A 22,901-nucleotide genomic window follows, 5' to 3' on the forward strand; every position below is an offset into this window, starting at 1 on the left:
ATCAGGCGTCTTCGCGCATCAGTTGTTCCACGGCATCCACCACATCCTGCACGGTGCGCACTGCGCGGAAGGTTTCCGGTTTAATTTTACGGCCGGTACGTTTTTGCAGATGAACCACCATATCGACGGCATCAATGCTGTCGAGTTCGAGATCTTCATACAGACGTGCCTCGGGATGGATATCCTCAGGCGCAATTTCAAACAGGCTGGTCAGCAGCGAAGCCACTTCCTGATAGATCTGTTCTTTGTTCATCATAAGGTTGTCTCCGCTTTCAGCCGCGCTGTTGGTTGACGAACGCAGCCAGCGTCGCAACAGAGAAAAAGTGGGCGCGCAGGGTTTCACTCTCAGCGGACAGCGCCACGCCGTAGCGATTTTTCACTGCCAGGCCAAGTTCCAGTGCATCAATCGAGTCCAGCCCCAGTCCGTCGCCAAACAGTGCAGCGTCGGTCTCTATATCATCGGGACTGAGATCTTCAAGGTTCAGCGTGTCGATAATCATCTGTTTGATATCGTTAATTAATGAATCCATACCGGTTTTCGTCTTACCTGTTCTGGGGGACCAGCGCCTGCTGTAAATGGCGGGTCAGGCGACGCGCGGCCAGCGGCTGCGCATCGGGATTACTTTCACAAAACGACTGACTGTCGATTCGCGTTTGTACACGCACGGTAAACAGCGGTTTAACCGGCGGAATCTGATACCAGCGGCTCTGTTTATCGAGCATACGCTGGCTACAGGTGATGTGAACCACACGCAGATCGCATCCGGCGCGCACCGCAATATTGGCTGCCCCGCGCTGCAGAGTCAGTGGATGACCGTAGCGGGTGCGGGTGCCTTCCGGAAAGATCAGGATATTGTCGCCGCGCGCCAGTCGCTGCTGGCTGTCCGGCAACAGCGTCTCCGCTTCACTGTTGATCAGATAGTCCGCGGCGCGGATCACCCCACGCATAAAGGGGTTCTTTTGCAGATCGGCTTTAACCAGACAATCCATCTCTGGCAGTACCGAAGCGATCATCACATAGTCGATCAGTGATGGATGATTGGCGACAATCAGGCATCCGCGATCCTGTTGCAGCAGCTCTGCGCCTTCAATCCGGTAGTCATAGACCCCGGTCATCCGGCAGAATCGCAGAAAGCAACGGAAGCTAAAGGCGATAGCGCGTCGGGCCAGGAGGCGGCGGCGCAGCGAATCGCGCTGTACCAGCAGCAGCAGGTTGAAGCCAATCAGCGACAGCAGCAGTCCGCCTATGCCAAACAGCGTAAAACTCACCGCCGTCATCACCAGCCGCCAGCAATAGTTCATGCGGCTGCCGGTGTAGTGCGCCGGTTGTGAACAATCAGCCATGATGAATCTCCCAGTGCCATGTCAGGCGTTCGCCCGGCAGGCTGAAGGTGGGCGATTCCGCCAGCCACTGCTGCAGAAAGCGCAGGCTCTGCGGTAACCCTGTGTCTGCCCTCTCCTCTCTGCCAGGACGGCCAGTGCAGTGCAGCTGGTCGCCCGGGCGCAGCAGCAGCGCCATCGCATAGGGAAAGTTCACACGCTGTTCCGGCAGCCACGGCAGATAGTAGTCAGGCACGATGCCGTCGAAATCGACCAGCAGTACCTGCTGATAACCCGCCTGATGCAGCGCGCTGACTTCGATCAATCCCTGCTGAAACGAGTCGACTCCGGCGGCGATTGAGGTGGAGACCAGTGGTGCTTTGGCTGCAATGGTCAGGCTGCCGACCGCCGAATTGTGAACCGACATGGCAAAATCCGTGGGTGACATTGACTGCTGATCGGCCAGCGTAGTGAGGATACGCAGATTACGTTCCAGTTCACCGTGACGACTGGTGAACACGATAGCGTCAACCTGCTGACGCGCGAGCAGCGCCAGCCCACACTCTACCGCCGCACGACTGCCGCCGCTCAGACGACGTGCTGTCATCATCGGTAAAAATTGCGGCTTTGCCATCGCCTCTTTAGGGTCTATGACGGTGCCCTGTTGCGCCCAGTGCTGCCAGCCCTCGCCCCCGTGTAATCCCGGAGCCAGAGCCTGCCAGTCGACCAGTGAGTAAGCGAGTCTCATCTCAACACTCTTTTTGTCATATGTGTGGCGTCGGCGTTCATCGGGGCGTCATCCCGGCCCTCTGCAAAAAAAGTGCGTCCGGGAAACCCTCTGCCGATTCCGCATCAGGCCTTCACGGTAGAGGGTTACTCAGTGGTTCAGCAATAGCAGCTCATCTGATTTGTCGGCCGGCTGCCGGAGATCTTTATGCTTTGATCGGCTGTCGACACATCATTGCGACAGCGCACGCATTACTGAGCGGCAAGAGCAGAGAGTCGTAACTGAATATCCTGATCGAGATTGGCAATCCAGCGGTTGTAGTTATTGTGGATCTCGCCCTGCTCCGCTTTCAGGTTCTCACTGCTGACATAATCGATGCGGTAGTTCTGGCTGGTATACGTAATGCGAATAGTCGCCACGAAATCACGCTGGGCCAGACGACCATTGATCACGCCAGGCGAAACGGGAGTCATCACCCATTTCCGGCCAATACCCGCTTCAATGATCGCCAGTTTCATCTGGTTGTCGCTGTAACGCTGAGTGAGCGTTTGATTCACGTTATGAATCGGCGCAGTGCGCGCGCAGCCGGTTAATAACGCAGCGACCACGGCCAGCGTGCAAATAGTTTTTTTATTCATGATGAATCCCTTCTTTTATTTTTATATCAGTAAGTTAAACGGATAATCCGTCTCGCGCAGGCTAAGCTTTCAGTGCGCTTTTCCGTCTGGCTGGCTTAAAACCCGCGCATGATACCACCGAATGTAAAGACAGGTAAGCAGAAGTATGCATGGGTTTTAGGGGGTTATTTGGGGGATTAAAGCGGGGAATATACGCAGTCGCCCCGACAGCGCAGAGGCCGATCCCGGCCGCAGAAACTCTGGCTGCGGCTGGATCGGTCTGGGGATTACTGTGTGGAGGCGGGTGTCCAGCCACCGCCCAGCGCGCGGTAGAGATCGATCTGCGCCAGCAGCAGGTTATTTTTGACAGTCACCCGATTCAGCTGCGTTGAAAACAGGGTTCTCTGCGCATCCAGTTCATCCAGATAGGAGGCGTAGCCGTTCTGATAGCGATTGCGGGCAATGCGCAGCGCCTCCGTTACATAGGCTTCCTGCTTTTGCAGCTCCTGAAGTTGTGCCTCACGCTGCCTGATGGCGTCTATTGCATCGTTAACTTCCGAGAAGGCGTTGCGCACCACTTTTTCATAGCCATAAAGTGCCTGATTGCGCGTCGCCATTGAGACATCTACCTGCGCCGTCAGCGCTTCACGGTTCAGCAGCGGTGCCAGGATGCTGCCGCCCACGCTCCACAGCCGGAACGGATCATCCGCTAACTGGTGCAGCACCGAACTCTGCAGGGTGCCGGTCGCAGTGAGGTTAAGCCCAGGCAGCAGCTTAGCGCGCGATGATGCCAGGCTGGCATCTGCGGCCAGTAACTGGCGCTGAGCCTGCACAATATCCGGACGGCGATTGAGCAGCTCTGATGGCAGCAGTGACGGCATCCGCTGCGGTGAAATCTGGTCAAACTGCTGACGACGGGCGATGCTGCGCGGGTTCATACCCACCAGAAGGCTCAGCGCATTCTCCTGCTGGGTGATCTGGTGCTGCAACTGAGGCATCTGCGCTTTGGCCGACTGATATTCCGAGGCGGCCTGCATCCACTCCAGCCTGGAGGTGTAGCCGGTTTCAAACTGACGCTGTGCCAGCTTCAGCGAATTGTTGCGGGTCGCCAGCGTCGCCTCCGTGACCCGCAACTGCTCATCCAGCGCGCACAGGTTGAGATAACCTGACGCCACCGAACTGGCGATGGTCAGCTCGGCGGCAGACGCAGCGGCCTGCTGCGCCGCTAGACTCGCCTGCGATGCTGTGATGCTGCTGCTGCGTGCTCCCCAGAGATCGACCTCGTAGTTCGCCTGTAATAAGCCCTGAAAAATATCGGTTTCATAGGGCTGGCCCGTCACTGACGAGAGGGTACGCTCACGGGTCGCGGCCACACCGGCGCTCAGGGTCGGAAAGTTATCGCCCTGCGTGGCGCGTAGCTGGGCGCGATACTGGTCAACCCGGGATCGCGCCGTGAGGATATCGGGGTTATTGCGCAGCGCCTGCGTCACCAGCCGGTTGAGATTTTCATCATGAAAAGCGCGCCACCACTCCGCCTCCGGCGCAGCAGATGGCCCGACACTATTGCGCCAGGCGTCGGGGATCGGCAGAGAGGCCGGTGCCTTTTCAACCTGCGTGGCACAGCTGGTCAGAAGGAGTGCCAGTGCGCTTACCATTAAGCTGCGCCGCATCATGGCGCACCCTCACCAGCGGGTTGTGCGGCGGTGTCGATGTTGACTTCGACCGACATACCCGGGCGTAACTGATGCATATCCTGGTCATTGATGCGGATGCGAACCGGAATGCGCTGCGCAATTTTAACGAAGTTACCGGTGGCGTTGTCGGGCGAAATCGCGCTGAACTCTGAGCCTGCGGCCGGAGAGATAAATTCAACCTGACCCGTAAAGCGTTTGCCATCCAGCGCATCGACCCGAATCGTCACCGGCAGGCCAGGACGAATATTTGCCAGCTGGGTCTCTTTCAGATTCGCGATAATCCATTTGTGATTAGGCACCACCGAGGTCAGGCGCGTACCTGCCGTGACATAGGCGCCGGTGCGGACCGCCAGCTGGCCGAGCTGGCCATCATCGGGCGCGGTAATTCGGGTATTCGCCAGATCGATCTCCGCCAGCTCCAGCGCGGCGCGGGCGCTGTCGACATCGCCTTTCAGCGCGTCACGGTTAACGATGACGGTTTGCAGATTCTGCTGGGCAACGGCGATCTGCGCCGCAGCCTGACGAACCTGTGCCTGCGCCTGGGCGTCTGCGGCCCGGGCGGCATCGCGCTCACGCACTGACAGGGATCCATCCGCCGTGAGATTTTCGACACGCTTCAGATCGAAGCCGCTTTTCAGCGCCTGTGCTTTGGCATTCTCCAGTGCCGCTTTATTGCTCTGGATGGTCGCTTCTGCGCTGCGACGCTGCTGCAGGTTATTGTTCAGCGCCGCCTGCTTCATCGCCAGCTGCGCCTGCGCCTGATGCACCCGCTGGCGATAGATACGGTCGTCAATCGTCATCAGCAACTGCCCTTTTTTCACCGGCTGCAGATCGATCACCTCGACTGAGGTGAGATAGCCATTAACCTGCGGGCTGATAAAGGTCACCTGACCGCGCACATAGGCATTCTCGGTGCTTTGTATTGCGCTGGTGAAGGGCCAGAGTTGCCAGGCATAAAGAATAACCAGTACACCAATCACCACAATGCCGCTGCCTGCGGCGATAGAAAGAATACGGCGGCGATTCGCGCGTTCGCGTTCCGCCGCCTGAAGCTCATCCTGCTGACTCATTGTTTCTCCGTTGATTCCTGTAATGCGGCCAGCTGTTGCTGCTCACGCAGGTTAAATTGCGCCTGACGCCAGTCAAGATAACGACGACGGGTCAAACGCCAGATCACCCACATCAGGGTGACCAGTGCCAGCGCAGCGGTTAACAGGTAGGTGTCGTTATAAGCGAGCACGTTGGCCTGCAGCGTGGCGATTACCTGTAACTGGCTGGTGCTCTGCGCGCCGCGCAGAACGTCATCACCCACCAGCGAATTAAACAGCGCATTATACTGGCTGAGCCGTTCGGTGACGTTGGGATCGAGCAGTGAGAGCTGATCGCCCAGCAGGCTGGAGTGATATTTTTCCCGCCAGACCTGAAACGTGCCAAGAATAGCCGAGCCGATCAGCCCGCCAAGGTTCTGACTCATGCCAAACAGCACCACGAAGCTCACCAGATTTTTCGGCTGAGTCACCACGCTGCCAATGCCCATCAGCATCGCGGGTGCCATGAAAAAGGCGCTGCTGAAGCCCAGCAGAAACTGACTGAAATACATATTGCTGGCGCGGGTCAGCGGACTGGATTGCGCATCCATCAGCGAGGCGATAATCATCACCACAAGCGAGGTGACAATCGGCCAGTTAAGATGATTGGGCTTGATGGTCAGCGCACTGGCGGCGATGCCCGCAATAACCCCGGCCATGATCGCCAGCGCCAGACCGCGCATTTGATCGTTCTGCAAGCCAATCTGCTGCAGAAAGCCGATTGCACCGGTGTTCTGTTCCGCCAGTACGATACGGATCATGATCATCACAATGCCAAGCCGCACCATCATGCCGCTGCTTAGCCAGCGGGTATTGATCAGCGGGTTGCGCCGGTTATGCTCAATGACGATCGCAGCGACAATCAGCGTCAGGGCGATCGCGGTACAGATACCGAGCCAGGGCGTGGTAAACCACCACTCAATACGGCCCAGCGTCAGTACGCCGCACAGCAGCGCCATACCGGGTGCAAGCAGGATAAAGGTGACGAAATCCATCTTTTCAAAGGTTTTGATGCGATCGCCCGGTGGCAGTTTCACCAGCAGTACCCCGCCCAGCGCAATCAGCGCCAGACCGAGTTCAAACAGATAGAGACCGCGCCACTCGTTGAGCTGCAGCAATTCCGAAGAGAATAAACGTGCCAGCGGGATAGCCAGTTGCGATACCGTCAGGCCAATCACCAGCGCTTTCAGGCGATGCTTCGCAGGCCAGGCCTGTACCTGATAGTAGATGCCCAGAGAGCTGAGCGCCGCAGCCACCATACCGTGAGCGGTGCGCACAATGATCGCCGAACTGAGATCGTTGGCGAAGAGATGGAAAAACGCCACCAGTACATACAGCACCAGAAACGCCTCGGTAAAGACACGCAGGCCAAACTGCTGGCGGAATTTCACCAGCAGCAGGTTAATAGAGATATTTCCCATCACGTAGACCGCGGGCAGCCAGGCAATCTCATTCGACCAGGCACCAAAGGTACCCTGCAGGTTGACCAGATTCGCCGTGACCAGCGCGTTACTCAGCGCACCGGTCAGCGAGATAAGTAAACCGATCAGGCCAAACGCCAGACGTTTTGGCATCGGATGCAGCGGCGTCGAGGGCGATCCCGGCAGCATCGGTTTTTCGTGCGGCAACCACTCGCGTGCAGCGTAGGGATTTCGCTTTGCCACTGCTACATACTTCCCATGCGGCTCAGGAGTTGTTGCAATACGCGCTCGGTCACGGCCAGATCCTGAGGGTCAATATCGGCCAGCATTTCAGTACGGAGTGCGTCAGCCTCGGTTTTCACTTTGGCGAACGCTTCGTTACCCTTATCAGTCAGCACCAGGTGACGCTTACGTCGATCTTCTGGCGGCTGTACCCGCATCAGCAGTGACTGTTTCACCAGCCGATCCACCAGCGGTACCATGCTGGCATCTTCCAGCCCCAGCAGCTGTGCCAGCTCGGTCTGGGTCATGCGTTGCGGCTCACTGGCAATCAGCCCGATGGCCATCCAGCTGCTCATGCTTAAGCCGCTATCTTTAAGGTGACGATCCACCGCCAGGCGCCAGGCATGTGCGGTCAGATGCAATAAGTGGGTAAAGGTACGCGTGTGCTGAGACAAATGTTAGCAGCCTAATAGTAAGAGTTCTAATTGAGTGGTGACGTTATTATACGCAAAGCGAAACGCCAATGAAAAGCGTCCGGTCTGTTAAAAATTAGTGGATCGCGGCAGAATGTCCAGAGGCCGCAACCGGGAGCCGGATAACATGAAACAGGCATCAGCAAACTGGGTCGATCTGCGCCGTGACGCCGTCAGCGGTATTGAGGCGCTACGCGCCCATTTTACCGGACACGCCTATGATCCTCACTGGCACGACAGTTATCTGATTGGCGTGACCGAGCAAGGTGTACAGCAGTTTCATTCGCGGCGCAAACAGCATCAGAGCCGACCAGGCACGGTCTTTATGCTGGAGCCGGAGGAGCTGCATGATGGTGATGCCATCAACGACAGCGGTTTTACCTACCGGATGCTCTATCTTTCGCCGCAGCAGATTGCGCAGCACCTGGCTCCGATGCTGGCTGATAAACCCTCACTGCGTGAGCTACGTTTTGCCGCCACGCTGCGCGACGAGCGTCCACTGGCTTATGCCGTCTGGCATGCGTTCGATGCCTTGTGGCACAACCATCCCGACATCATCAAAGAGGCGGCGCTGGACCGGATGTTTGGGCAGCTCATCCCGCACCGGCAGTGGTCACTGCCCGCTCAGCCCCCGGATAAAGATGCCCGGCTGGCACTGCAGTCGCGTGACTGGCTGATTGCCCATCATGCGGATAATCCCGGTCTGGAGCAGATGGCGCAGCATCTGCAGGTGGATCGCTTCCGGTTATCGCGTCTGTTCCAGGCTCACTGGGGTTTGCCGCCCCACGCCTGGCTGGTGCAGTGGCGGCTGAGCCAGGCGCGTCGTCAGCTGGCGCAGGGCCAGCCCGTCGCCGATGTGGCAGCCGCGCTGGGTTTCGCCGATCAGAGTCACCTGGGCCGCTGGTTCAAACGCGCCTGCCAGCTTACCCCTTCCCGTTATCAGCACGCCTGCACAAATCTTCCAGACCTGGGTTAAGCCACTTGCCACAATGCGTTTTTTTAGTCAGGAGAAACGCAATGCAAGACCCACGCTGTGTAATGATACTCAATGCCGCTCTGCCGCCTGGCAAAGCCACCAATGCTGCCGCCGTGATGGCATTAACCCTGGGACAGCGACATCCGGCGCTGGTTGGCGACACCCTGGAGGATGCTGAGAGGCGCCCTTCTCCCGGTTTGATCACCACCGGCATTCCGGTGCTGGCCGCGACTGATGAACAGCTCAGTGCATTGCGGGAACAGTGCGAACAGGCTGAATATGATCTGGTGCTGTTTCCGGAAGAGGGTCAGACCACCACCGATTATCAGGCGCTGAGCGCCGTCCTGCGACAGCAACTGCGTCAGCAGTGGCGCCTGCTGGGAGTCGCCATCGTCGGCGATAAAAAAGCCCTGCGAAAGCTGACGGCAAAACTGGCGCTATTCAGCTAATCTTTTTGCGGGAAGCTGGTCATGGCTTCCTGTTTTTCCCCTCCTGCCCCTCGACCCCGCCGTTTGTACAGGTTACTTGTACAGCTTTCGTTTCGGAATAGTCCTTATAAGCTGCTGATAAGTGTCAAATAGCACACTTTGTTAAAGAATCCGATTGTACAGATTGGGCTTCATTGTATAAGTTTACTGCCACGAGTTGTCATGCGACTCTGTAACGAATGATGCACTTGCGTCGCCTCTGAAGGTGTCAGTGGATTTCCACCTTCAGAGGTTATTTTTTCTGTTCAATTTGTGACACTGGTACCATCGCATCTGTCCATGCGGTGGTTTTTTTGATCGCTTTTGTCCTGACATCCGAACCGGAATCGGGCTGTTCTGAAGGGCTTACACATGCAATATATTCTTCCCCGGACCAATCAGGAAATTGCTGATTATTTTAATCCTGCCGCCAATAAACCCGCCAGCGAGATGGAGATGCTGGGTATCCTGGTTGCAGAAATTTTGCAGTCAGGCATGCCAGTGAACAATAAAGCGATTATCTCAAAGCTTATTCATCGGCTGGAGCTGGAAAGCGACAGGGAATTACTGGATATCTACCGACAGCTGCTTGAACTGGTGGTCCATAAAACCCCGGACGATTTTTCACTGTAGCATCGACTCCACGGAGGGAGTCATCCGCCTTTTTCTGGTATCTTCGCCAGTCGCCCGGTACTATCTGCCCCTCACTGTTTATCCTGATCTTCCCGCCCCTCGCGCGGGAGCAAAATAACTAAAGAGCCTGCAATCCTTTATGACTCAAACCAATGATATTGCCGCAACCGACGTTGTGGCGGGCGATATCAGTGTAGGGCGCGTTCTGCGTTCGCCTGCGCTGCTGACCCGCGAATGCCTGGCCGGGGTGATTACCGCGCTGGCGCTGATCCCTGAAGTGATCTCCTTTTCCGTTATTGCCGGTGTAGACCCTAAAGTCAGCCTCGTCGCCTCGGTGGTGCTCTGCCTGACCCTGTCGATACTGGGCGGACGTCCGGCGATGGTAACAGCGGCTGCGGGTTCAGTGGCGCTGGTTATCGGGCCGATGGTCCATCTGCATGGCGTTGAATATATTCTGCCCGCGGTGGTGATGGGCGGCGTCATTCAGATTCTGTTTGGTGTGGCTGGTCTGGCGCGCATGATGCGTTATATCCCCCGCTCGGTGATGCTGGGATTTGTGAATGCGCTCGGGGTGCTGATTTTCTTTGCTCAGGTGCCGCACGTCTGGGGACAGTCATCACTGGTGTGGATCTTCTTTGCCGTCACACTGGCTATCGTGCTGTTGTTGCCGCGTCTGATAAAAAGTGTTCCTTCACCGCTGGTTGCCATTGTGGTAGTGACTGCCGTCGCGCTGTTAATGGGCTATCGCATGCCGAACGTGGGCGATGAAGGGCCGATGAGTCCCGGTCTGCCCGGTTTTAACAGCCTGCTGGTGCCACTTAACCTGCAGACCCTGCAGATTATCTGGCCCACGGCCCTGAGCATCGCCTTTGTCGGGCTGATGGAGTCACTGCTGACCGCCAAACTGGTCGATGACCTGACCGATACCCCATCCAGTAAGCGTCGCGAATCCTGGGGCCTGGGCGTGGCGAATATTCTGGCGGGCTTTTATGGCGGTATCGCCGGGTGCGCGATGATAGGTCAGACCATCGTCAATGTTGAGCTGGGCCGGGCGCGCAGCCGGGTCTCCACCGTGGCCGCCGGTCTGGTGCTGCTGTTACTGGTGACCGGACTGAGCCGGATTATGGCGCAAATCCCGATGGTGGTACTGGCCGGGATCATGATGGTGGTGGCCGTGAAAACCGTTAACTGGCATAGCCTGCAACCCGCTACCCTGAAACGTATGCCGTGGTCAGAGACGCTGATTATGGTGCTGACGGTAGCGGTGACTGTCTGGACAGGTAATCTGGCACTGGGCGTTCTGGCTGGGGTAATCCTGGCTATGCTGCTGTTTGCCCGCCGTATTGCGCACGTTATTCATGCGGAGCGTCAGCTGAGCGAAGATGGCGAGTCGGTGCGCTATGTGGTGCGCGGCCCGCTGTTTTTCGCCAGCAGCAACGATTTGTTTGAGCATTTCGATTATGCCCATGACCCTAAAAAGGTCACTATCGATTTAACGCACGCGCAAATCTGGGATGCGTCCAGCGTCGCGGCGCTGGATGGCATTGAGTATCGCTATCAGCGTTATGGTGCAGAGGTGACCATTGAGGGGCTGGACCCACGCAGCACGGACTTCCATCAGCGTCTGACCGGTAATTTCGGCTAAAAACGCCGTTCTGCTGCCTCTCCGGCAGCAGAACTCACTCAGCCTGTTGCCGCCGCGCGCGGTAGCGGCCAACCATGGTAATCAGCGCCTGGTAGATTAAACCGGCGTAGAGACTTGTCAGAATCGCCAGACCAGGCTCTTTGCCCTGCTGATGCCATGACATAAACCACATGAATACGCCCCACAGTACAGAGAACACCAGCCACCCGCGGACGAACTTCATCATGCCATTCATAACGACTCCTCTTAAATGAAGCGCTACCTTAGCGCGCTCCGGCCTGAAACGCATTGCCAGCATGCGCGGGTTGCGAGGCGTCTCAAATAATCGTCGACAATTTGCCATGCGTATTGATGATTTAGTCCTGTCCGGGCGGTTTTGTTGCAATTCTCTATACTCAACGTTCCGCTTACCTGATCGGGGAATTACGATGAAACGTACTGCTTATCTGTTATCCACACTGGCTATCCTCGCCACGCTTACGGCCTGTGCACCGCCGCCACCGGGCAGAGATGCCCCGCCACCGCCACCACCTGGCGGGCAGCAGCCGGTGGGCGCACCCGGCGGCAGCGGCCCGGCAGGACAACCGCAGGCCTGACATTATTCTGCCAGCCTGCGTTGCGGGCTGGTTAATGCCGGAAGGCGCAGCCGCAGGCTGACATCTCACCCGGCAGCACTTTGCCTGCGTGAGAGTGACGCCGCTGTAATTGCCCCTGCTCTTCAGCACTGCTGTTGCCTGCCTGCTGTCCCAGCCAGCGATCCAGCGCGCGGCCAGCGATCTGCCGGATGTCAGGTGACCAGCTGGTAAGATGCCAGGTTGAGCTACGGGCTTCCTCACTATCACCAAAACCTGCCACTGCCAGATGGATACCCTGACCAAAATCCCGAATCGCCTGCATTGCACCAAAGGCCATCAGATCGCTTTCACAGAAGAGTGCCTGGATACGCTCAGCAGCACGTGTCTTTTTCAGGTAAGACATCATCGCCTGATAAGCGCAGTCGCGATCATCACTCCCCACAGTCAGTTCGGCGTTCAGCGCCATGCCTGCCGCCAGCAGAGAGGCGCGATAGCCCTGTTTTTGCGCCAGTTCGCCTGGCTGGCCCTGCATAAAGCCAAACCGCTGATGCCCCTGTTTAAGCAATAATTCCGCTGTCACCTCACCCGCCCGCAGTGCATCCGCCTGCAGTTCAGGCTCAGCGTCAATCTGAAGCACCGGCAAATGGCAGGCATCAGTAACGCGGTTACCGGGGAGTAACAGCAAACCACGCAGCCCGAGTGGTGTAGCCTGCCGGATGAGTGCGGTCAGTGTGACGTCGGTTTCGGCACTCATTAGCACCGAGATAACACCGCGCGCGTTAAGCTGGCGCATCACTTCGTCCAGCATTTTTTGTTGATACGGATTAAGCAACTGGCTGGCGACAACACCGATAACCGGAGGGGCCGCCGGTTCAGTTAAGTCAGGTGTGAAAGGTGTAATCATTGGCATTAATTCTCTGCGACGGCAAACAATAGTCACCACAATACGGTAAACCACAACGTTTCAACAGGTTACAGAGTTCGACACAGGCCGCAAAAATGAGTGAAATCGGATGTAATTGGGATAGATCGGCAGAAACCCAAAAGGGATAAGGCTGGCGTTAACGTAGATGCAGGAGAGGGACCGGGCAGCAGGAGTTGAACCCGCATCGTCAACCCGTTAAGAGTTGCAGTAATACCTTTATACCATGCCCGAATGGCGTGCCTGGAAAAGCCGCGCTATGTGAACAAGAAGCGTAGTACGACTTTCTGACCAGGCAAGCGCAAGCGGCAGGTATTTTTGCAACCGTCGTATGAAATCAAAAAAGAGGTGCTGCTGCCTGTAGGCATTGATTATTCAGCTAACCTTAAGTTTCAGGCAGCCTGTTCCGACCGGGATTTATGGCCAACATTTTGCAGAGGTCAAGACTATGCCGTCAGGACAATTTTACGTGGTTGATCAACCCGAACTGAATTTTACCGCCAATTATCATATTGATACGGTTAATGATAAACCCTACCCCTCGCGCATGGTACTGGAGATCCGGAAGCAGTCACAGCCGACCGACGCCTTTGATGATATCAGCATCGGCCATGAAGTGACCTTTGTCTCTTCCAGTGGTGAGGCGCAACGGATGGTGCTGGTGAGTGACACTGATGATGAGCTGGTATTCAGCTCCCGGGGCTGATGTCGGCTTATACCGCTAAACGGAAGTTGCAGTCGCCATATCCGCCAGATAGCAGGCACAAAAAAACCGCCCTTGGGCGGTTACGACATTACTGCATATTGCTTTTATTTTATTAGATTTTCTTCGGCAGAAATATGGTGCCCGGGGCGGGACTTGAACCCGCACAGCCTTACAGCCGAGGGATTTTAAATCCCTTGTGTCTACCGATTTCACCACCCGGGCAGGGTGTAACTGGAGGCGCGTCCCGGAGTCGAACCGAGGTACACGGATTTGCAATCCGCTGCATAGCCACTCTGCCAACGCGCCTTAAACTGATGTGCCGTCAGGTTAACCTGACCTGCGAATCTGGAGCGGGAAACGAGACTCGAACTCGCGACCCCGACCTTGGCAAGGTCGTGCTCTACCAACTGAGCTATTCCCGCATTTCAGCAATTTCGTCGAACCTGCTGATTTTATTTATCTTCTGGCAGCCTGGCTGCCGTTCGATGCGATGCATTCTACTTAGATGACGCAATGAGTCAATAAAATTATCCTCACAGCGCGTCCGTTTGCTGCTTTTTAAATCGTATCGATCACGGTTCGAGCAGATCACCGCGCGCGGCGCTTAAATACTGGAACATAGACCAGAAAGTCAGCACGGCAGCAATGTATAACGCCACCACACCAATCGCCACGACGGTCGCATCAGGACGCCACAGCAAGGCAAACAGTGAGAACATCTGGGCAGTGGTTTTCACTTTACCAATCCAGGAAACCGACACGCTGCTGCGTTTACCAATCTCCGCCATCCATTCACGCAGCGCAGAGATAATGATCTCGCGTGCAATCATGGTGGCAGCGGGCAGCGTAATCCACCAGGCGTGGAAATATTCAGCCACCAGCACCAGCGCAATAGCCACCATCACTTTATCCGCTACCGGATCGAGAAACGCACCAAAGCGTGTTGTCTGCTTCCAGCGGCGCGCCAGAAAGCCATCAAACCAGTCGGTGATGGCAGCAAAAACAAAAATCAGTGCAGTCGCCAGCGGCGCCCAGGTGAACGGCAGATAGAAAGCCAGCACAAAGAACGGGATGAGCACGACTCGAAACAGGGTGAGACACGTCGGAATGTTTAATTGCATATGCCGGTAACTGTCTGGATATAGGTAGAATTTAGCCTATGTTCCTACATTGCCCCCCCCGTTTCAATGCTAGTGTTTCAACGAGTAGTATATTTTTTCTGCCAGAGCATGTGAGATACCGGGTACATTGGCGATCTCCTCCACCGACGCGTTCATCAGCGGTTGCAGGCCACCCATGTACTTAAGCAGTTGCTGACGCCGTTTCGGCCCCACCCCTTCGATGCTTTCCAGTGCGCTGGTGTTCTTTACTTTGGCCCGTTTTTTACGGTGGCCTGAAATGGCATGATTGTGAGCGTCATCACGAATATGCTGGATCACATGCAGCGCTGGTGCATCGGGTGGCAGCGAAACGCCCTCACCTTCCGCTTCAAAGAACAGCGTTTCCAGTCCGGCTTTACGATCGCTGCCTTTCGCTACGCCGAGTAAAATCGGCCGGCTTTTGTCCCAGGGCACATCCAGTTCCGCGAAGACCTGCTTCGCCTGAGACAGCTGGCCCTTACCGCCATCGATCAGAATTACATCCGGGATCTTATCTTCTTCAATCGCTTTACCATAACGGCGGCGTAGCACCTGATTCATGGCGGCGTAGTCATCACCCGGCGTAATGCCGCTGATGTTGTAGCGACGATAATCGGCACGCAGCGGACCATTCTGGTCGAACACCACGCAGGAGGCGATGGTCTGCTCACCCATGGTATGACTGATATCGAAACACTCCATGCGTTTAATTTTGTCCAGCTCAAGAAACTCCGCCAGCGCCATCAGCCGCTGATGAATTGTGGAGTGCTGTGACAGACGCGTGGTTAACGCCGTCGCGGCGTTGGTGCGTGCCAGTTTGAGATAACGGGCGCGATCCCCGCGCGGCTTGCTCTGAATACTCACCCGACGCCCGGCCAGCTCACTGAGGGACTCTGCCAGCAGTTCACGCTCTGGCAAGGTAAAGTCCAGCAGAATATCGCCAGGCAGCGTACGTGCCTCGCTACCCTGCAGGTAGAACTGCCCGACAAAGGTCTGAACGACCTCAGCCAGATCGGTATCGACGGGCACTTTCGGGAAGTAGCTGCGGCTGCCTAACACTTTGCCCTGACGGATAAACAGCACGTGGAGACAGGCCATGCCCGCTTCATAAGCCACACCCATCACATCAAGGTCATCGCCCTGATTCGAGACAAACTGCTTTTCGGTGATACGTCGCACAGCCTGAATCTGATCGCGCAGGCGTGCCGCCTCTTCAAAGCGCAGGCCCATGCTCGCCTCTTCCATCCGTTTGACCAGCTGGTTAAGAACCTGATCGTCTTTACCCGCCAGGAACAGGCGCACGTAATCGGTCTGCTGTGCATACTCCTCCTCACTGACCAGTCCCGCGACACAGGGACCCAGACAGCGACCAATCTGATATTGCAGACAGGGCCGGGAGCGATTGCGGTAGACGCTGTTTTCGCACTGGCGGATAGGGAAAACTTTTTGCAGCAGCCCCAGCGTTTCACGCACCGCATAGCCGTTGGGGAACGGGCCAAAGTATTCGCCTTTGGCATGCTTTGCACCACGGTGCATCGCCAGTCGCGGATGGGTATCGCTGCTAAGAAAGATGTAGGGGTAAGATTTATCGTCGCGCAGCAGCACGTTGTAGCGCGGCTGGTAGAGCTTGATGTAGTTATGCTCAAGCAGCAGCGCTTCGGTTTCGGTGTGGGTTACGGTGACATCGATGTGCTGGATATTACTAACCAGCGCTTCGGTTTTGCGGCTGCCGACCTGAGTGCGGAAGTAGCTGGTCAAACGCTTCTTCAGGTCTTTGGCTTTGCCCACATAGATGACGGTGCCTGAGGCGTCATACATGCGGTAAACACCGGGCTTGCTGGTTACCGTACTCAGAAAGGCTTTGGAATCAAAAACGTCATTCACTACTGATTAACGGCTCCGCATTATAGAGGCCATGTCGAATGGCCAGATGCGTTAACTCTACATCGCCACTGATATTCAGCTTGCTGAACATCCTGTAGCGGTAACTGTTAACGGTTTTAGGACTGAGATTTAACTGCTCGGAAATTTCCGTCACCTTTTGTCCACGGGTGATCATCAGCATAATCTGCAATTCCCTTTCCGACAAACAGCTGAAGGGGGATTCCGCTTTTTGTGGCTCAATCTGGCTCAGCGCCATCTGCTGAGCGATATCTGAAGCGATGTAGCGCTGTCCGGCATTGACCGAGCGAATCGCATTGATCACCTCCTGCGGCGCAGCCCCTTTACTGAGGTAGCCTGCAGCCCCCGCCTGCATCACTTTCGCAGGCAGCGGATTTTCCGTGTGAATGGTCAGCATGATGATTTTGATATCGGGATTGTAACGCACGATTTTGCGCGTCGCCTCCAGTCCACCGATGCCCGGCATGTTCATATCCATGAGGATCACATCAACCTGATTGGCACGGCACCACTTAGCGGCATCCTCGCCACAGTTGACCTCTCCGACCACGGCCAGACCTTTGACATCCTCCAGGATGCGACGGATTCCGGCACGGACAAGTTCATGGTCATCAACAAGAAGCACACTGATCAACGGGGAAACTCCAGAGGCTAAAAAAAGAGGAATCAATTAACGAATACAGGCGATAATCATACCCGCTTTTACCTCAAAAGCACATCAACAAAGCAAAACAGTCGACGCTTCGCATAACGATTTCCAGCCCCGTGCAGCCAGCAATAACAGAGATTTCTTACAACCGACAGGCGTACTGAATAATCCTTAAACTCTTAATATTTCATGGTATTAACACCAGACTTTGCTGTGCCTTATCGCTGCAGGCCCTTGTGATATCTGGCCCGGCAACACCTGTAATTACTTTCAGCGATTGATTAGTTGTACTGGACAAACCAGCTGTTTATAGCGAAGCGAACCGGCTGCTCCAGCAACTTACTGACCCTGTGATATACTCACGCACTGCTGTTCGGACAGATTGCCGACACATTGTCATTCACCAAGGAGAAACGCATGAGCGATGAAGATTTTGCAACTTCGCAGGAAGCCCGGAAATTAGCGGATGAAATCGCGGGTCTGAAGATGATGATCACCCTGATCCTGAAAGGTATGGGCCAGGCTGATGCCGGCAAAGTGATTATCAACATGGAACGCTATGTACAGACGCTGGGCGACAAGCCTCAGGCGGAAGTATTCAGCAATACCATTAAGCAGATCAAAACAGCCTACCGTCAGTAAGCTTGCTTGCCCCCACAGCCGCGGGGGCAAATTAATTAACTGTGCGCCTGCCAGTTAACCGAAACGCCCAGCGTAGGCAGCACCTCTTCCGGACTAAAGCGCCGCGTTCCCCGATACTTTTCAGCCAGCGCTGGCTGAACCACCGGAATACGGATCGCAAACAGATTATCTTCTGACAGAATAAGTCCCGGCGTCAGCGGCTCATACACCACCTGATGCTCTTCAAACATCTTCTCCAGCATCGGCGTTGCCGAACTGATGATGTATTCCATACCGTTCAATTCTGCCAGCTGCACGGCGTGCCAGAGAATATTCAGTGGCAGTTCAGCGTCCACATCCAGCCGTGCCGAGAAGCGCGACATTTCCCACACTTTCTCATGGCTGAAAGGCAGTACGATGCCTTCACTCAGTTCAGGTTCGAACCAGGGCATCAGACGCGCACAGCCGCTGATGCCCTCCCGCGCATTCCATGCGATCAGCCAGGTGACATCTGAACGATCGTAGCGATCATATTCCTGTCCTGGCGTGCTCAGGCGCGGCGGAATTGACCACCCTTCGCCGCGCGCAAAGACGCTGTATCGGTAGCTGCCGAGTTCGGCAAGCAAAGAGGATGGCATATCCTTTAATTGCGTTTGCACTATTTTCATCATGCGCCTCTGACATCCCCATGTTTGCAATGATTTCTTTGCGCCAGCCTGGCAAAGTCCCGGCGCAGAATAGACAACAGACCTGTGCAAAGGAACAGCTAAATGTAGCCGTTGCTTAATGTTCAGATCAGTCCGATTGCCGCTGCATAGCAGGCAATCTGCGTTTTATTGGAAACATTGAAACGCTTTTGCATATTTTTTTGGTGAAAGTTAACGGTATGTTCAGAGATGGATAAAATAAGTGAAATTTCGACCGCCGTTTTTCCTTCGGCTGTCCATTTCAAAATTTCCAGCTCGCGCTGACTAAACTCTTTTTTTAGTACCATCATTGCATCATCGCTAAAGCGTTCCAGCGTATCCAGACTTAGTTCCGCTAAAAGGTGTAGTTTCACCTCCAGCTCAGCATGGCAGAGCTGGACAGAAATGGGCTGTTGCGACGATATAGATAATATACCAATGACGCGATTTGGTGCCATTGCAGAGCAAGAAAATCCGCTCTGCAGCCCATATTCTCTCGCCTCACGCCACAAATTGCCGGCGTCAGCGAACAGTTCCTCCGTCCACGCCATGCCTCTGCCCGGTCGCTGACACAACCTGAGCACCGGATCGACAGCGTAATAATTCTGCTTCTCATAGCGTTTAACCCATAGTTTGGGATAGGTGCTATGTAAATGAATACGCGGTCGGGTAAAAGGCACCGGGTGCTGAATCAAAAAGGCAAAATAATCGAAGCCTAATGATTCAATAAATTGTTGCAATAACGGCTTCAATTCAGAAGAAACCGTTAATGCCTGAAATTGTTCTTTCGCCTCAGCTCGCCAGGCGAAATAATTTTCAGTACTCATATTGCCTCAGCGTTAATTTCACTCGCCCTTCCGGTAATATTCATTCAGATTCATCGGATAAAATAAATTTGCAGAAGAAAACTAATTTATCGTGCAGGACGAACCCGTCCCGATCTACAGCGCATTTAACCTTTCACCGTTGGAGCGGAGTGAAAAAGTGTTCCTGCCTTTACAAGGTGAGGCCGATCACAGCAATTTCAATCACCCCAGAAGAATAAGATTTTTCTGATAGGATTTCAATCCCTGACCTCCAGTGCAATTTTTTCTCGGACTTGAAAAGTCTGCTGAAAATATTGAATCGCGATGCTGATTGTTGGGTAAATAACGAGTAAACAAGGCGTTAATTACTCCGTTATAAGCGAAGCGGCAATGACAAATTTCTGACATATTTTTTATCAGGAAATAAGCCCGGCTCTCTCTTTGCAGCATCAGGACCGGTTTCGTCAGACGACCCCGCAGCCCCTGTGGCGTCTGTTGAGGCAGCTAACCGGCATGCTGCCCGCGCCACGCGCTTGCCGGTGAAAGACCTGTCCCGGTTTTCAGTGGCAGCCCTGTAAGCGTAACGATGTGCTGTTTAATAAACCTTTTCGGGTCTCCCCTGCCCGACCGTGCTCTGTGCCAGTCGATTCATATCCTGCTGTGGTTTATCCACTTATCTGACTGCGGGTACCTGACCCAGGACAGCACGTCCGTAATAGTCACCTTTACTTAATCTGCTGTCTGACCGCAATACGTGGCGGAGATCACTATTTACGGCGTAATGCTCAGCACTGACTCTATTTTAATCAGTTAAATCACTTTACCGATAGTCACGCAACTAAATCATCTGAAAATAAATTTGCAGGTAAAATCCGTTCTTTTCTTAATCACGCACTTTTTTATTTATGCGATACCTTTCCCTTATTTCTGCCAGCGCAATCATGAAATAATTTCATCATGCCGCCAGCAGGCGCTGAGCAAATGACGCTGAGAATTTGCGCAAGAGTTTTATCCCGCAGGCATCGTTTTATTCTTACAAATGGCCCTGAAATCGGTTTTTTTAGGAGCATCCTGACCTGTTGTCAGACTATTTCAGTAAGGGATCAGGTTCAGCAATGATAACTGGATGGGTTTTACTGGCACCATAAGAACATTTCTTAATCAAACACGGTATTAATCCTGTCTGATGATTTATCGGCAGTAGCCTGCACCTCGCATACCCAGATGAAAATGTGAGGCGTGAGCGGCGTTATAGTCCGGCCCCAGCGCATTGCCGAATACCTCACAGCCGCCACGCCACAGCGTATGAAGCATTGCCGCTTTTTCTTCCGGCTGTTGCCAGTGACGACTGACCTCAAGCCGCTGGCCATCAGCCAGCTGAAAGCCTGTCACATCCCAGGCATCGGCGGTGGCATGTTCACTGAGCCGCCCCTGAGCACGATGATAAATATTACGGCAGGCGTAACTGCCGACATGGGTAATTCGTACCAGTGGACTGTGCATCTCTCTGGCGGTCTGTTCACGACTGCGCAGAGCATACATGGTGCTGGCGACGGCCATAGGACAGCTGGCCAGAAAGCTGCTGCTGAGGCTGACAGGGCCAAATTTCTGAACCCGCAGCGGATGACTGAGCGGACAGTGACCCGTGACGTCCGGACGCTCGCTGAAGCTGACCCAGCCCGCCTGTTGAGCGCGGCGCATCACCGCCAGACATGCGTCGGGATCGCTGGCCAGCCTTTTCATCTTAATCTGCGTCATCCAGCCCGGCGGATCGGTAACAGAGAGTGGCGTAAAGGGATTAAACTGCGGCGGCAGATGCTGCTTAAGCCAGGGTAAGCTGACCCATCCCAGCGCAAGCAATAGCAAAAACAGGATAAGCGTGCGCATAGTCCCTCTCGCAGCATGATGATTAGCAAACAAAAAGTGTAGAAGCCCATCGCCTTTCACGCCGCCTGACTGACATAACGTGATGAATAATTACCCAGGCTGACGAAGGTTTGAACAAAATCGCGCTTTATTGCCGCTTCCGGGGCGGCAGGCATCACAATTGGTAAAAAAGCGTTACCCGATCCCGGCTCTCTTCCTCTATCTTATGCCGACTTGCCCTCAGGCAGACGCCTTGACTAACAGCCAGCAGAGCTGAACACAACATCACGACAGGAAAGACAATTCTATGGTTGATCAATCTAAAGAAACCGCAAGCACCCACGAGACGCCCGATAAACTCCAGCGCAATCTGCACAATCGTCACATCCAGCTGATCGCCATTGGTGGCGCTATCGGTACCGGCCTGTTTATGGGTTCCGGTAAAACCATCAGCCTGGCTGGCCCCTCGATCATTTTTGTCTATATGATTATCGGTTTTATGCTGTTCTTTGTGATGCGCGCCATGGGGGAGCTGCTGCTCTCCAACCTTGAGTACAAATCCTTTAGCGATTTTGCCGCGGATCTGCTTGGCCCGTGGGCCGGCTACTTTACCGGCTGGACCTACTGGTTCTGTTGGGTGGTAACCGGCATTGCCGACGTGGTGGCAATCAGCGCCTATTTCCAGCTCTGGTTTCCGGGCTTCTCGATCTGGATGAGCGCCCTGCTTTGCGTGGTGGTTTTTCTGGCGCTCAATATTGCCACCGTCAAGCTGTTTGGTGAGATGGAGTTCTGGTTTGCGATCATTAAAATCGTCGCCATTGTGGCACTGATCGTAACCGGGATTGTGCTGGTATCGATTCACTACCCCTCACCGGGCGGCGGCACAGCGTCACTCAGCAACATCTGGGATCACGGCGGCATGTTCCCGAAAGGCCTCAGCGGCTTCTTTGCCGGCTTCCAGATTGCGGTGTTTGCCTTTGTCGGCATTGAACTGGTGGGCACGGCAGCGGCTGAAACCCACAATCCGCATAAAGTGTTACCGCGCGCGATTAATGCGATTCCGTTGCGGGTCATTATGTTTTACGTGCTGGCGCTGATGGTGATTATGGCGGTAACGCCCTGGACCCAGGTGATGGCCGATCGCAGTCCGTTTGTTGAGATGTTCGTTCTGATTGGTCTGCCTGCGGCTGCGAGTATCGTTAACTTTGTGGTGCTGACTTCTGCCGCCTCCTCAGCCAACAGCGGCATCTTCTCCACCAGCCGTATGCTCTATGGCCTGTCGCAGCAGGGTGTGGCCAGCCGCGCCTTTGGCCGACTCTCTGCCCGTGCGGTGCCGACTACCGGCCTGTTTTTCTCCTGCCTGTGCCTGCTAATTGGTGTGGCGTTGATCTACCTGATCCCGGATGTGATGAAGGTCTTCACGCTGGTGACCACCGTCTCGGCCATTCTGTTTATGTTCGTCTGGACCATCATTCTGTGCAGCTATCTGGCCTACCGTAAAAAGCATCCGCAGCGCCATGCGGAGTCGGCATTTAAGATGCCGCTGGGCAAATTCATGTGCTGGGTCTGCATGGCATTCTTCGCATTTGTGCTGGTGCTGCTGACGCTGCAGGAAGATACGCGCCAGGCGCTGATGGTTACGCCACTCTGGTTTGCCCTGCTGGGTGTCGGCTGGATGCTGCGTAATCGTCGTAGCCGCTAATCGGTAATATCATGAACAAAGCCCGGTCAGATGACCGGGCTTTT

The 22,901-nt window shown here is 54.9% G+C and carries 25 protein-coding genes and 4 tRNA genes; 8 read left to right on the forward strand and 21 right to left on the reverse strand.

What is annotated here, in order from left to right:
• Position 1: 1 nt before the first annotated feature.
• The 9 genes from HFD94_RS00155 to HFD94_RS00195 all read right to left on the reverse strand — a co-directional run bounded on the left by HFD94_RS00155 (position 2) and on the right by HFD94_RS00195 (position 7,544).
• The gene (locus tag HFD94_RS00155) at positions 2–256 is read right to left on the reverse strand and encodes an acyl carrier protein (protein WP_010246453.1); all 255 of its coding nucleotides are present in this window, start codon (positions 254–256) and stop codon (positions 2–4) included.
• Positions 257–272: 16 nt separating this feature from the next.
• Positions 273–530: a phosphopantetheine-binding protein gene (locus HFD94_RS00160; RefSeq protein ID WP_010669816.1), complete on the reverse strand. Its 258-nt coding sequence runs from the start codon at positions 528–530 to the stop codon at positions 273–275.
• 13 nt (positions 531–543) lie between these two features.
• Positions 544–1,344: a 1-acyl-sn-glycerol-3-phosphate acyltransferase gene (locus HFD94_RS00165; RefSeq protein ID WP_022625895.1), complete on the reverse strand. Its 801-nt coding sequence runs from the start codon at positions 1,342–1,344 to the stop codon at positions 544–546.
• Complete coding sequence (locus HFD94_RS00170; protein WP_167432692.1) at positions 1,337–2,068, reverse strand: beta-ketoacyl synthase chain length factor; 732 nt, start codon at positions 2,066–2,068, stop codon at positions 1,337–1,339. Before HFD94_RS00170 ends, HFD94_RS00165 begins: the two co-directional genes overlap by 8 nt.
• Positions 2,069–2,298: 230 nt before the next feature.
• Positions 2,299–2,685, reverse strand: a complete 387-nt coding sequence (locus HFD94_RS00175; protein WP_010669813.1) for a hypothetical protein — start codon at positions 2,683–2,685, stop codon at positions 2,299–2,301.
• 266 nt (positions 2,686–2,951) lie between these two features.
• On the reverse strand, positions 2,952–4,337 hold the full coding sequence (locus HFD94_RS00180; protein ID WP_371742505.1) for an efflux transporter outer membrane subunit: 1,386 nt from the start codon (positions 4,335–4,337) through the stop codon (positions 2,952–2,954).
• Positions 4,334–5,428: an HlyD family secretion protein gene (locus tag HFD94_RS00185; protein ID WP_010669812.1), complete on the reverse strand. Its 1,095-nt coding sequence runs from the start codon at positions 5,426–5,428 to the stop codon at positions 4,334–4,336. The genes HFD94_RS00180 and HFD94_RS00185 overlap by 4 nt, the downstream gene beginning before the upstream one ends.
• Positions 5,425–7,110 carry an MFS transporter gene (locus HFD94_RS00190; protein ID WP_029518976.1) on the reverse strand — a complete coding sequence of 562 codons (1,686 nt, stop codon included), beginning with the start codon at positions 7,108–7,110 and terminating at the stop codon, positions 5,425–5,427. Before HFD94_RS00190 ends, HFD94_RS00185 begins: the two co-directional genes overlap by 4 nt.
• 2 nt (positions 7,111–7,112) lie before the next feature.
• Complete coding sequence (locus HFD94_RS00195; RefSeq protein ID WP_010669811.1) at positions 7,113–7,544, reverse strand: MarR family winged helix-turn-helix transcriptional regulator; 432 nt, start codon at positions 7,542–7,544, stop codon at positions 7,113–7,115.
• Between the two features lie 145 nt (positions 7,545–7,689).
• Here HFD94_RS00195 and HFD94_RS00200 point away from each other — a divergent pair, with 145 nt between their 5' ends.
• The 4 genes from HFD94_RS00200 (at position 7,690) to HFD94_RS00215 (ending at position 11,283) form a co-directional block, all read left to right on the forward strand.
• Complete coding sequence (locus HFD94_RS00200) at positions 7,690–8,538, forward strand: AraC family transcriptional regulator (protein WP_167432693.1); 849 nt, start codon at positions 7,690–7,692, stop codon at positions 8,536–8,538.
• Between the two features lie 41 nt (positions 8,539–8,579).
• Positions 8,580–8,987 carry a DUF2000 domain-containing protein gene (locus HFD94_RS00205; RefSeq protein ID WP_163637265.1) on the forward strand — a complete coding sequence of 136 codons (408 nt, stop codon included), beginning with the start codon at positions 8,580–8,582 and terminating at the stop codon, positions 8,985–8,987.
• 390 nt (positions 8,988–9,377) lie between these two features.
• The gene (locus HFD94_RS00210) at positions 9,378–9,638 is read left to right on the forward strand and encodes a biofilm/acid-resistance regulator YmgB/AriR (RefSeq protein ID WP_010246474.1); all 261 of its coding nucleotides are present in this window, start codon (positions 9,378–9,380) and stop codon (positions 9,636–9,638) included.
• Positions 9,639–9,777: 139 nt separating this feature from the next.
• On the forward strand, positions 9,778–11,283 hold the full coding sequence (locus tag HFD94_RS00215) for a SulP family inorganic anion transporter (RefSeq protein ID WP_022625901.1): 1,506 nt from the start codon (positions 9,778–9,780) through the stop codon (positions 11,281–11,283).
• Positions 11,284–11,317: 34 nt separating this feature from the next.
• On the opposite strand, the gene HFD94_RS00220 is transcribed toward HFD94_RS00215, so the two are convergent.
• Positions 11,318–11,518, reverse strand: coding sequence for a DUF6404 family protein (locus HFD94_RS00220; protein ID WP_010669807.1), 201 nt, complete (start codon positions 11,516–11,518; stop codon positions 11,318–11,320).
• 193 nt (positions 11,519–11,711) lie between these two features.
• Here HFD94_RS00220 and HFD94_RS00225 point away from each other — a divergent pair, with 193 nt between their 5' ends.
• Positions 11,712–11,879 (forward strand): hypothetical protein, encoded by a 168-nt coding sequence (locus HFD94_RS00225; RefSeq protein ID WP_010246480.1) that lies wholly within the window; start codon positions 11,712–11,714, stop codon positions 11,877–11,879.
• A 31-nt stretch (positions 11,880–11,910) separates the two neighbouring features.
• On the opposite strand, the gene HFD94_RS00230 is transcribed toward HFD94_RS00225, so the two are convergent.
• A complete protein-coding gene (locus HFD94_RS00230; protein WP_167432694.1) occupies positions 11,911–12,762 on the reverse strand; it encodes a substrate-binding domain-containing protein in 852 nt (283 codons plus the stop codon).
• A 179-nt stretch (positions 12,763–12,941) separates the two neighbouring features.
• Positions 12,942–13,014: transfer RNA gene (locus HFD94_RS00235), tRNA-OTHER, on the reverse strand.
• Positions 13,015–13,249: 235 nt separating this feature from the next.
• Between HFD94_RS00235 and HFD94_RS00240 the strand changes: the two genes are divergently transcribed.
• Positions 13,250–13,486 (forward strand): hypothetical protein, encoded by a 237-nt coding sequence (locus HFD94_RS00240; RefSeq protein ID WP_223565690.1) that lies wholly within the window; start codon positions 13,250–13,252, stop codon positions 13,484–13,486.
• 135 nt (positions 13,487–13,621) lie between these two features.
• Here the strand turns inward: HFD94_RS00240 and HFD94_RS00245 are convergent.
• From HFD94_RS00245 to uvrY, 6 genes are all read right to left on the reverse strand, one after another.
• Positions 13,622–13,708, reverse strand: a tRNA-Leu gene (locus HFD94_RS00245).
• Positions 13,709–13,718: 10 nt separating this feature from the next.
• Positions 13,719–13,792, reverse strand: a tRNA-Cys gene (locus HFD94_RS00250).
• A 40-nt stretch (positions 13,793–13,832) separates the two neighbouring features.
• Positions 13,833–13,908, reverse strand: a tRNA-Gly gene (locus HFD94_RS00255).
• Between the two features lie 150 nt (positions 13,909–14,058).
• Entirely contained in the window at positions 14,059–14,607 is a 549-nt protein-coding gene (gene pgsA, locus HFD94_RS00260) for a CDP-diacylglycerol--glycerol-3-phosphate 3-phosphatidyltransferase (protein WP_010246604.1), read from the reverse strand.
• A 69-nt stretch (positions 14,608–14,676) separates the two neighbouring features.
• The gene (gene uvrC, locus HFD94_RS00265) at positions 14,677–16,509 is read right to left on the reverse strand and encodes an excinuclease ABC subunit UvrC (RefSeq protein WP_022625905.1); all 1,833 of its coding nucleotides are present in this window, start codon (positions 16,507–16,509) and stop codon (positions 14,677–14,679) included.
• Positions 16,502–17,161 (reverse strand): UvrY/SirA/GacA family response regulator transcription factor, encoded by a 660-nt coding sequence (gene uvrY, locus HFD94_RS00270; protein ID WP_010246608.1) that lies wholly within the window; start codon positions 17,159–17,161, stop codon positions 16,502–16,504. Before uvrY ends, uvrC begins: the two co-directional genes overlap by 8 nt.
• A gap of 432 nt (positions 17,162–17,593) precedes the next feature.
• Here uvrY and HFD94_RS00275 point away from each other — a divergent pair, with 432 nt between their 5' ends.
• Positions 17,594–17,818 (forward strand): DUF2594 family protein, encoded by a 225-nt coding sequence (locus HFD94_RS00275; protein ID WP_003849983.1) that lies wholly within the window; start codon positions 17,594–17,596, stop codon positions 17,816–17,818.
• 35 nt (positions 17,819–17,853) lie between these two features.
• On the opposite strand, the gene HFD94_RS00280 is transcribed toward HFD94_RS00275, so the two are convergent.
• The 3 genes from HFD94_RS00280 to HFD94_RS00290 all read right to left on the reverse strand — a co-directional run bounded on the left by HFD94_RS00280 (position 17,854) and on the right by HFD94_RS00290 (position 21,176).
• Complete coding sequence (locus tag HFD94_RS00280) at positions 17,854–18,465, reverse strand: acyl-homoserine-lactone synthase (protein WP_029518973.1); 612 nt, start codon at positions 18,463–18,465, stop codon at positions 17,854–17,856.
• Between the two features lie 122 nt (positions 18,466–18,587).
• Positions 18,588–19,310: a transcriptional regulator SdiA gene (gene sdiA / locus HFD94_RS00285; RefSeq protein ID WP_022625907.1), complete on the reverse strand. Its 723-nt coding sequence runs from the start codon at positions 19,308–19,310 to the stop codon at positions 18,588–18,590.
• Between the two features lie 1,170 nt (positions 19,311–20,480).
• Entirely contained in the window at positions 20,481–21,176 is a 696-nt protein-coding gene (locus HFD94_RS00290) for an extensin family protein (RefSeq protein ID WP_010669801.1), read from the reverse strand.
• A gap of 286 nt (positions 21,177–21,462) precedes the next feature.
• Here HFD94_RS00290 and cycA point away from each other — a divergent pair, with 286 nt between their 5' ends.
• Complete coding sequence (cycA, locus tag HFD94_RS00295; RefSeq protein ID WP_022625909.1) at positions 21,463–22,857, forward strand: D-serine/D-alanine/glycine transporter; 1,395 nt, start codon at positions 21,463–21,465, stop codon at positions 22,855–22,857.
• Positions 22,858–22,901 lie beyond the last annotated feature (44 nt).

The sequence above is a fragment of the Pantoea sp. EKM20T genome, assembly GCF_011800485.1.
Taxonomy (GTDB): domain Bacteria; phylum Pseudomonadota; class Gammaproteobacteria; order Enterobacterales; family Enterobacteriaceae; genus Pantoea; species Pantoea agglomerans.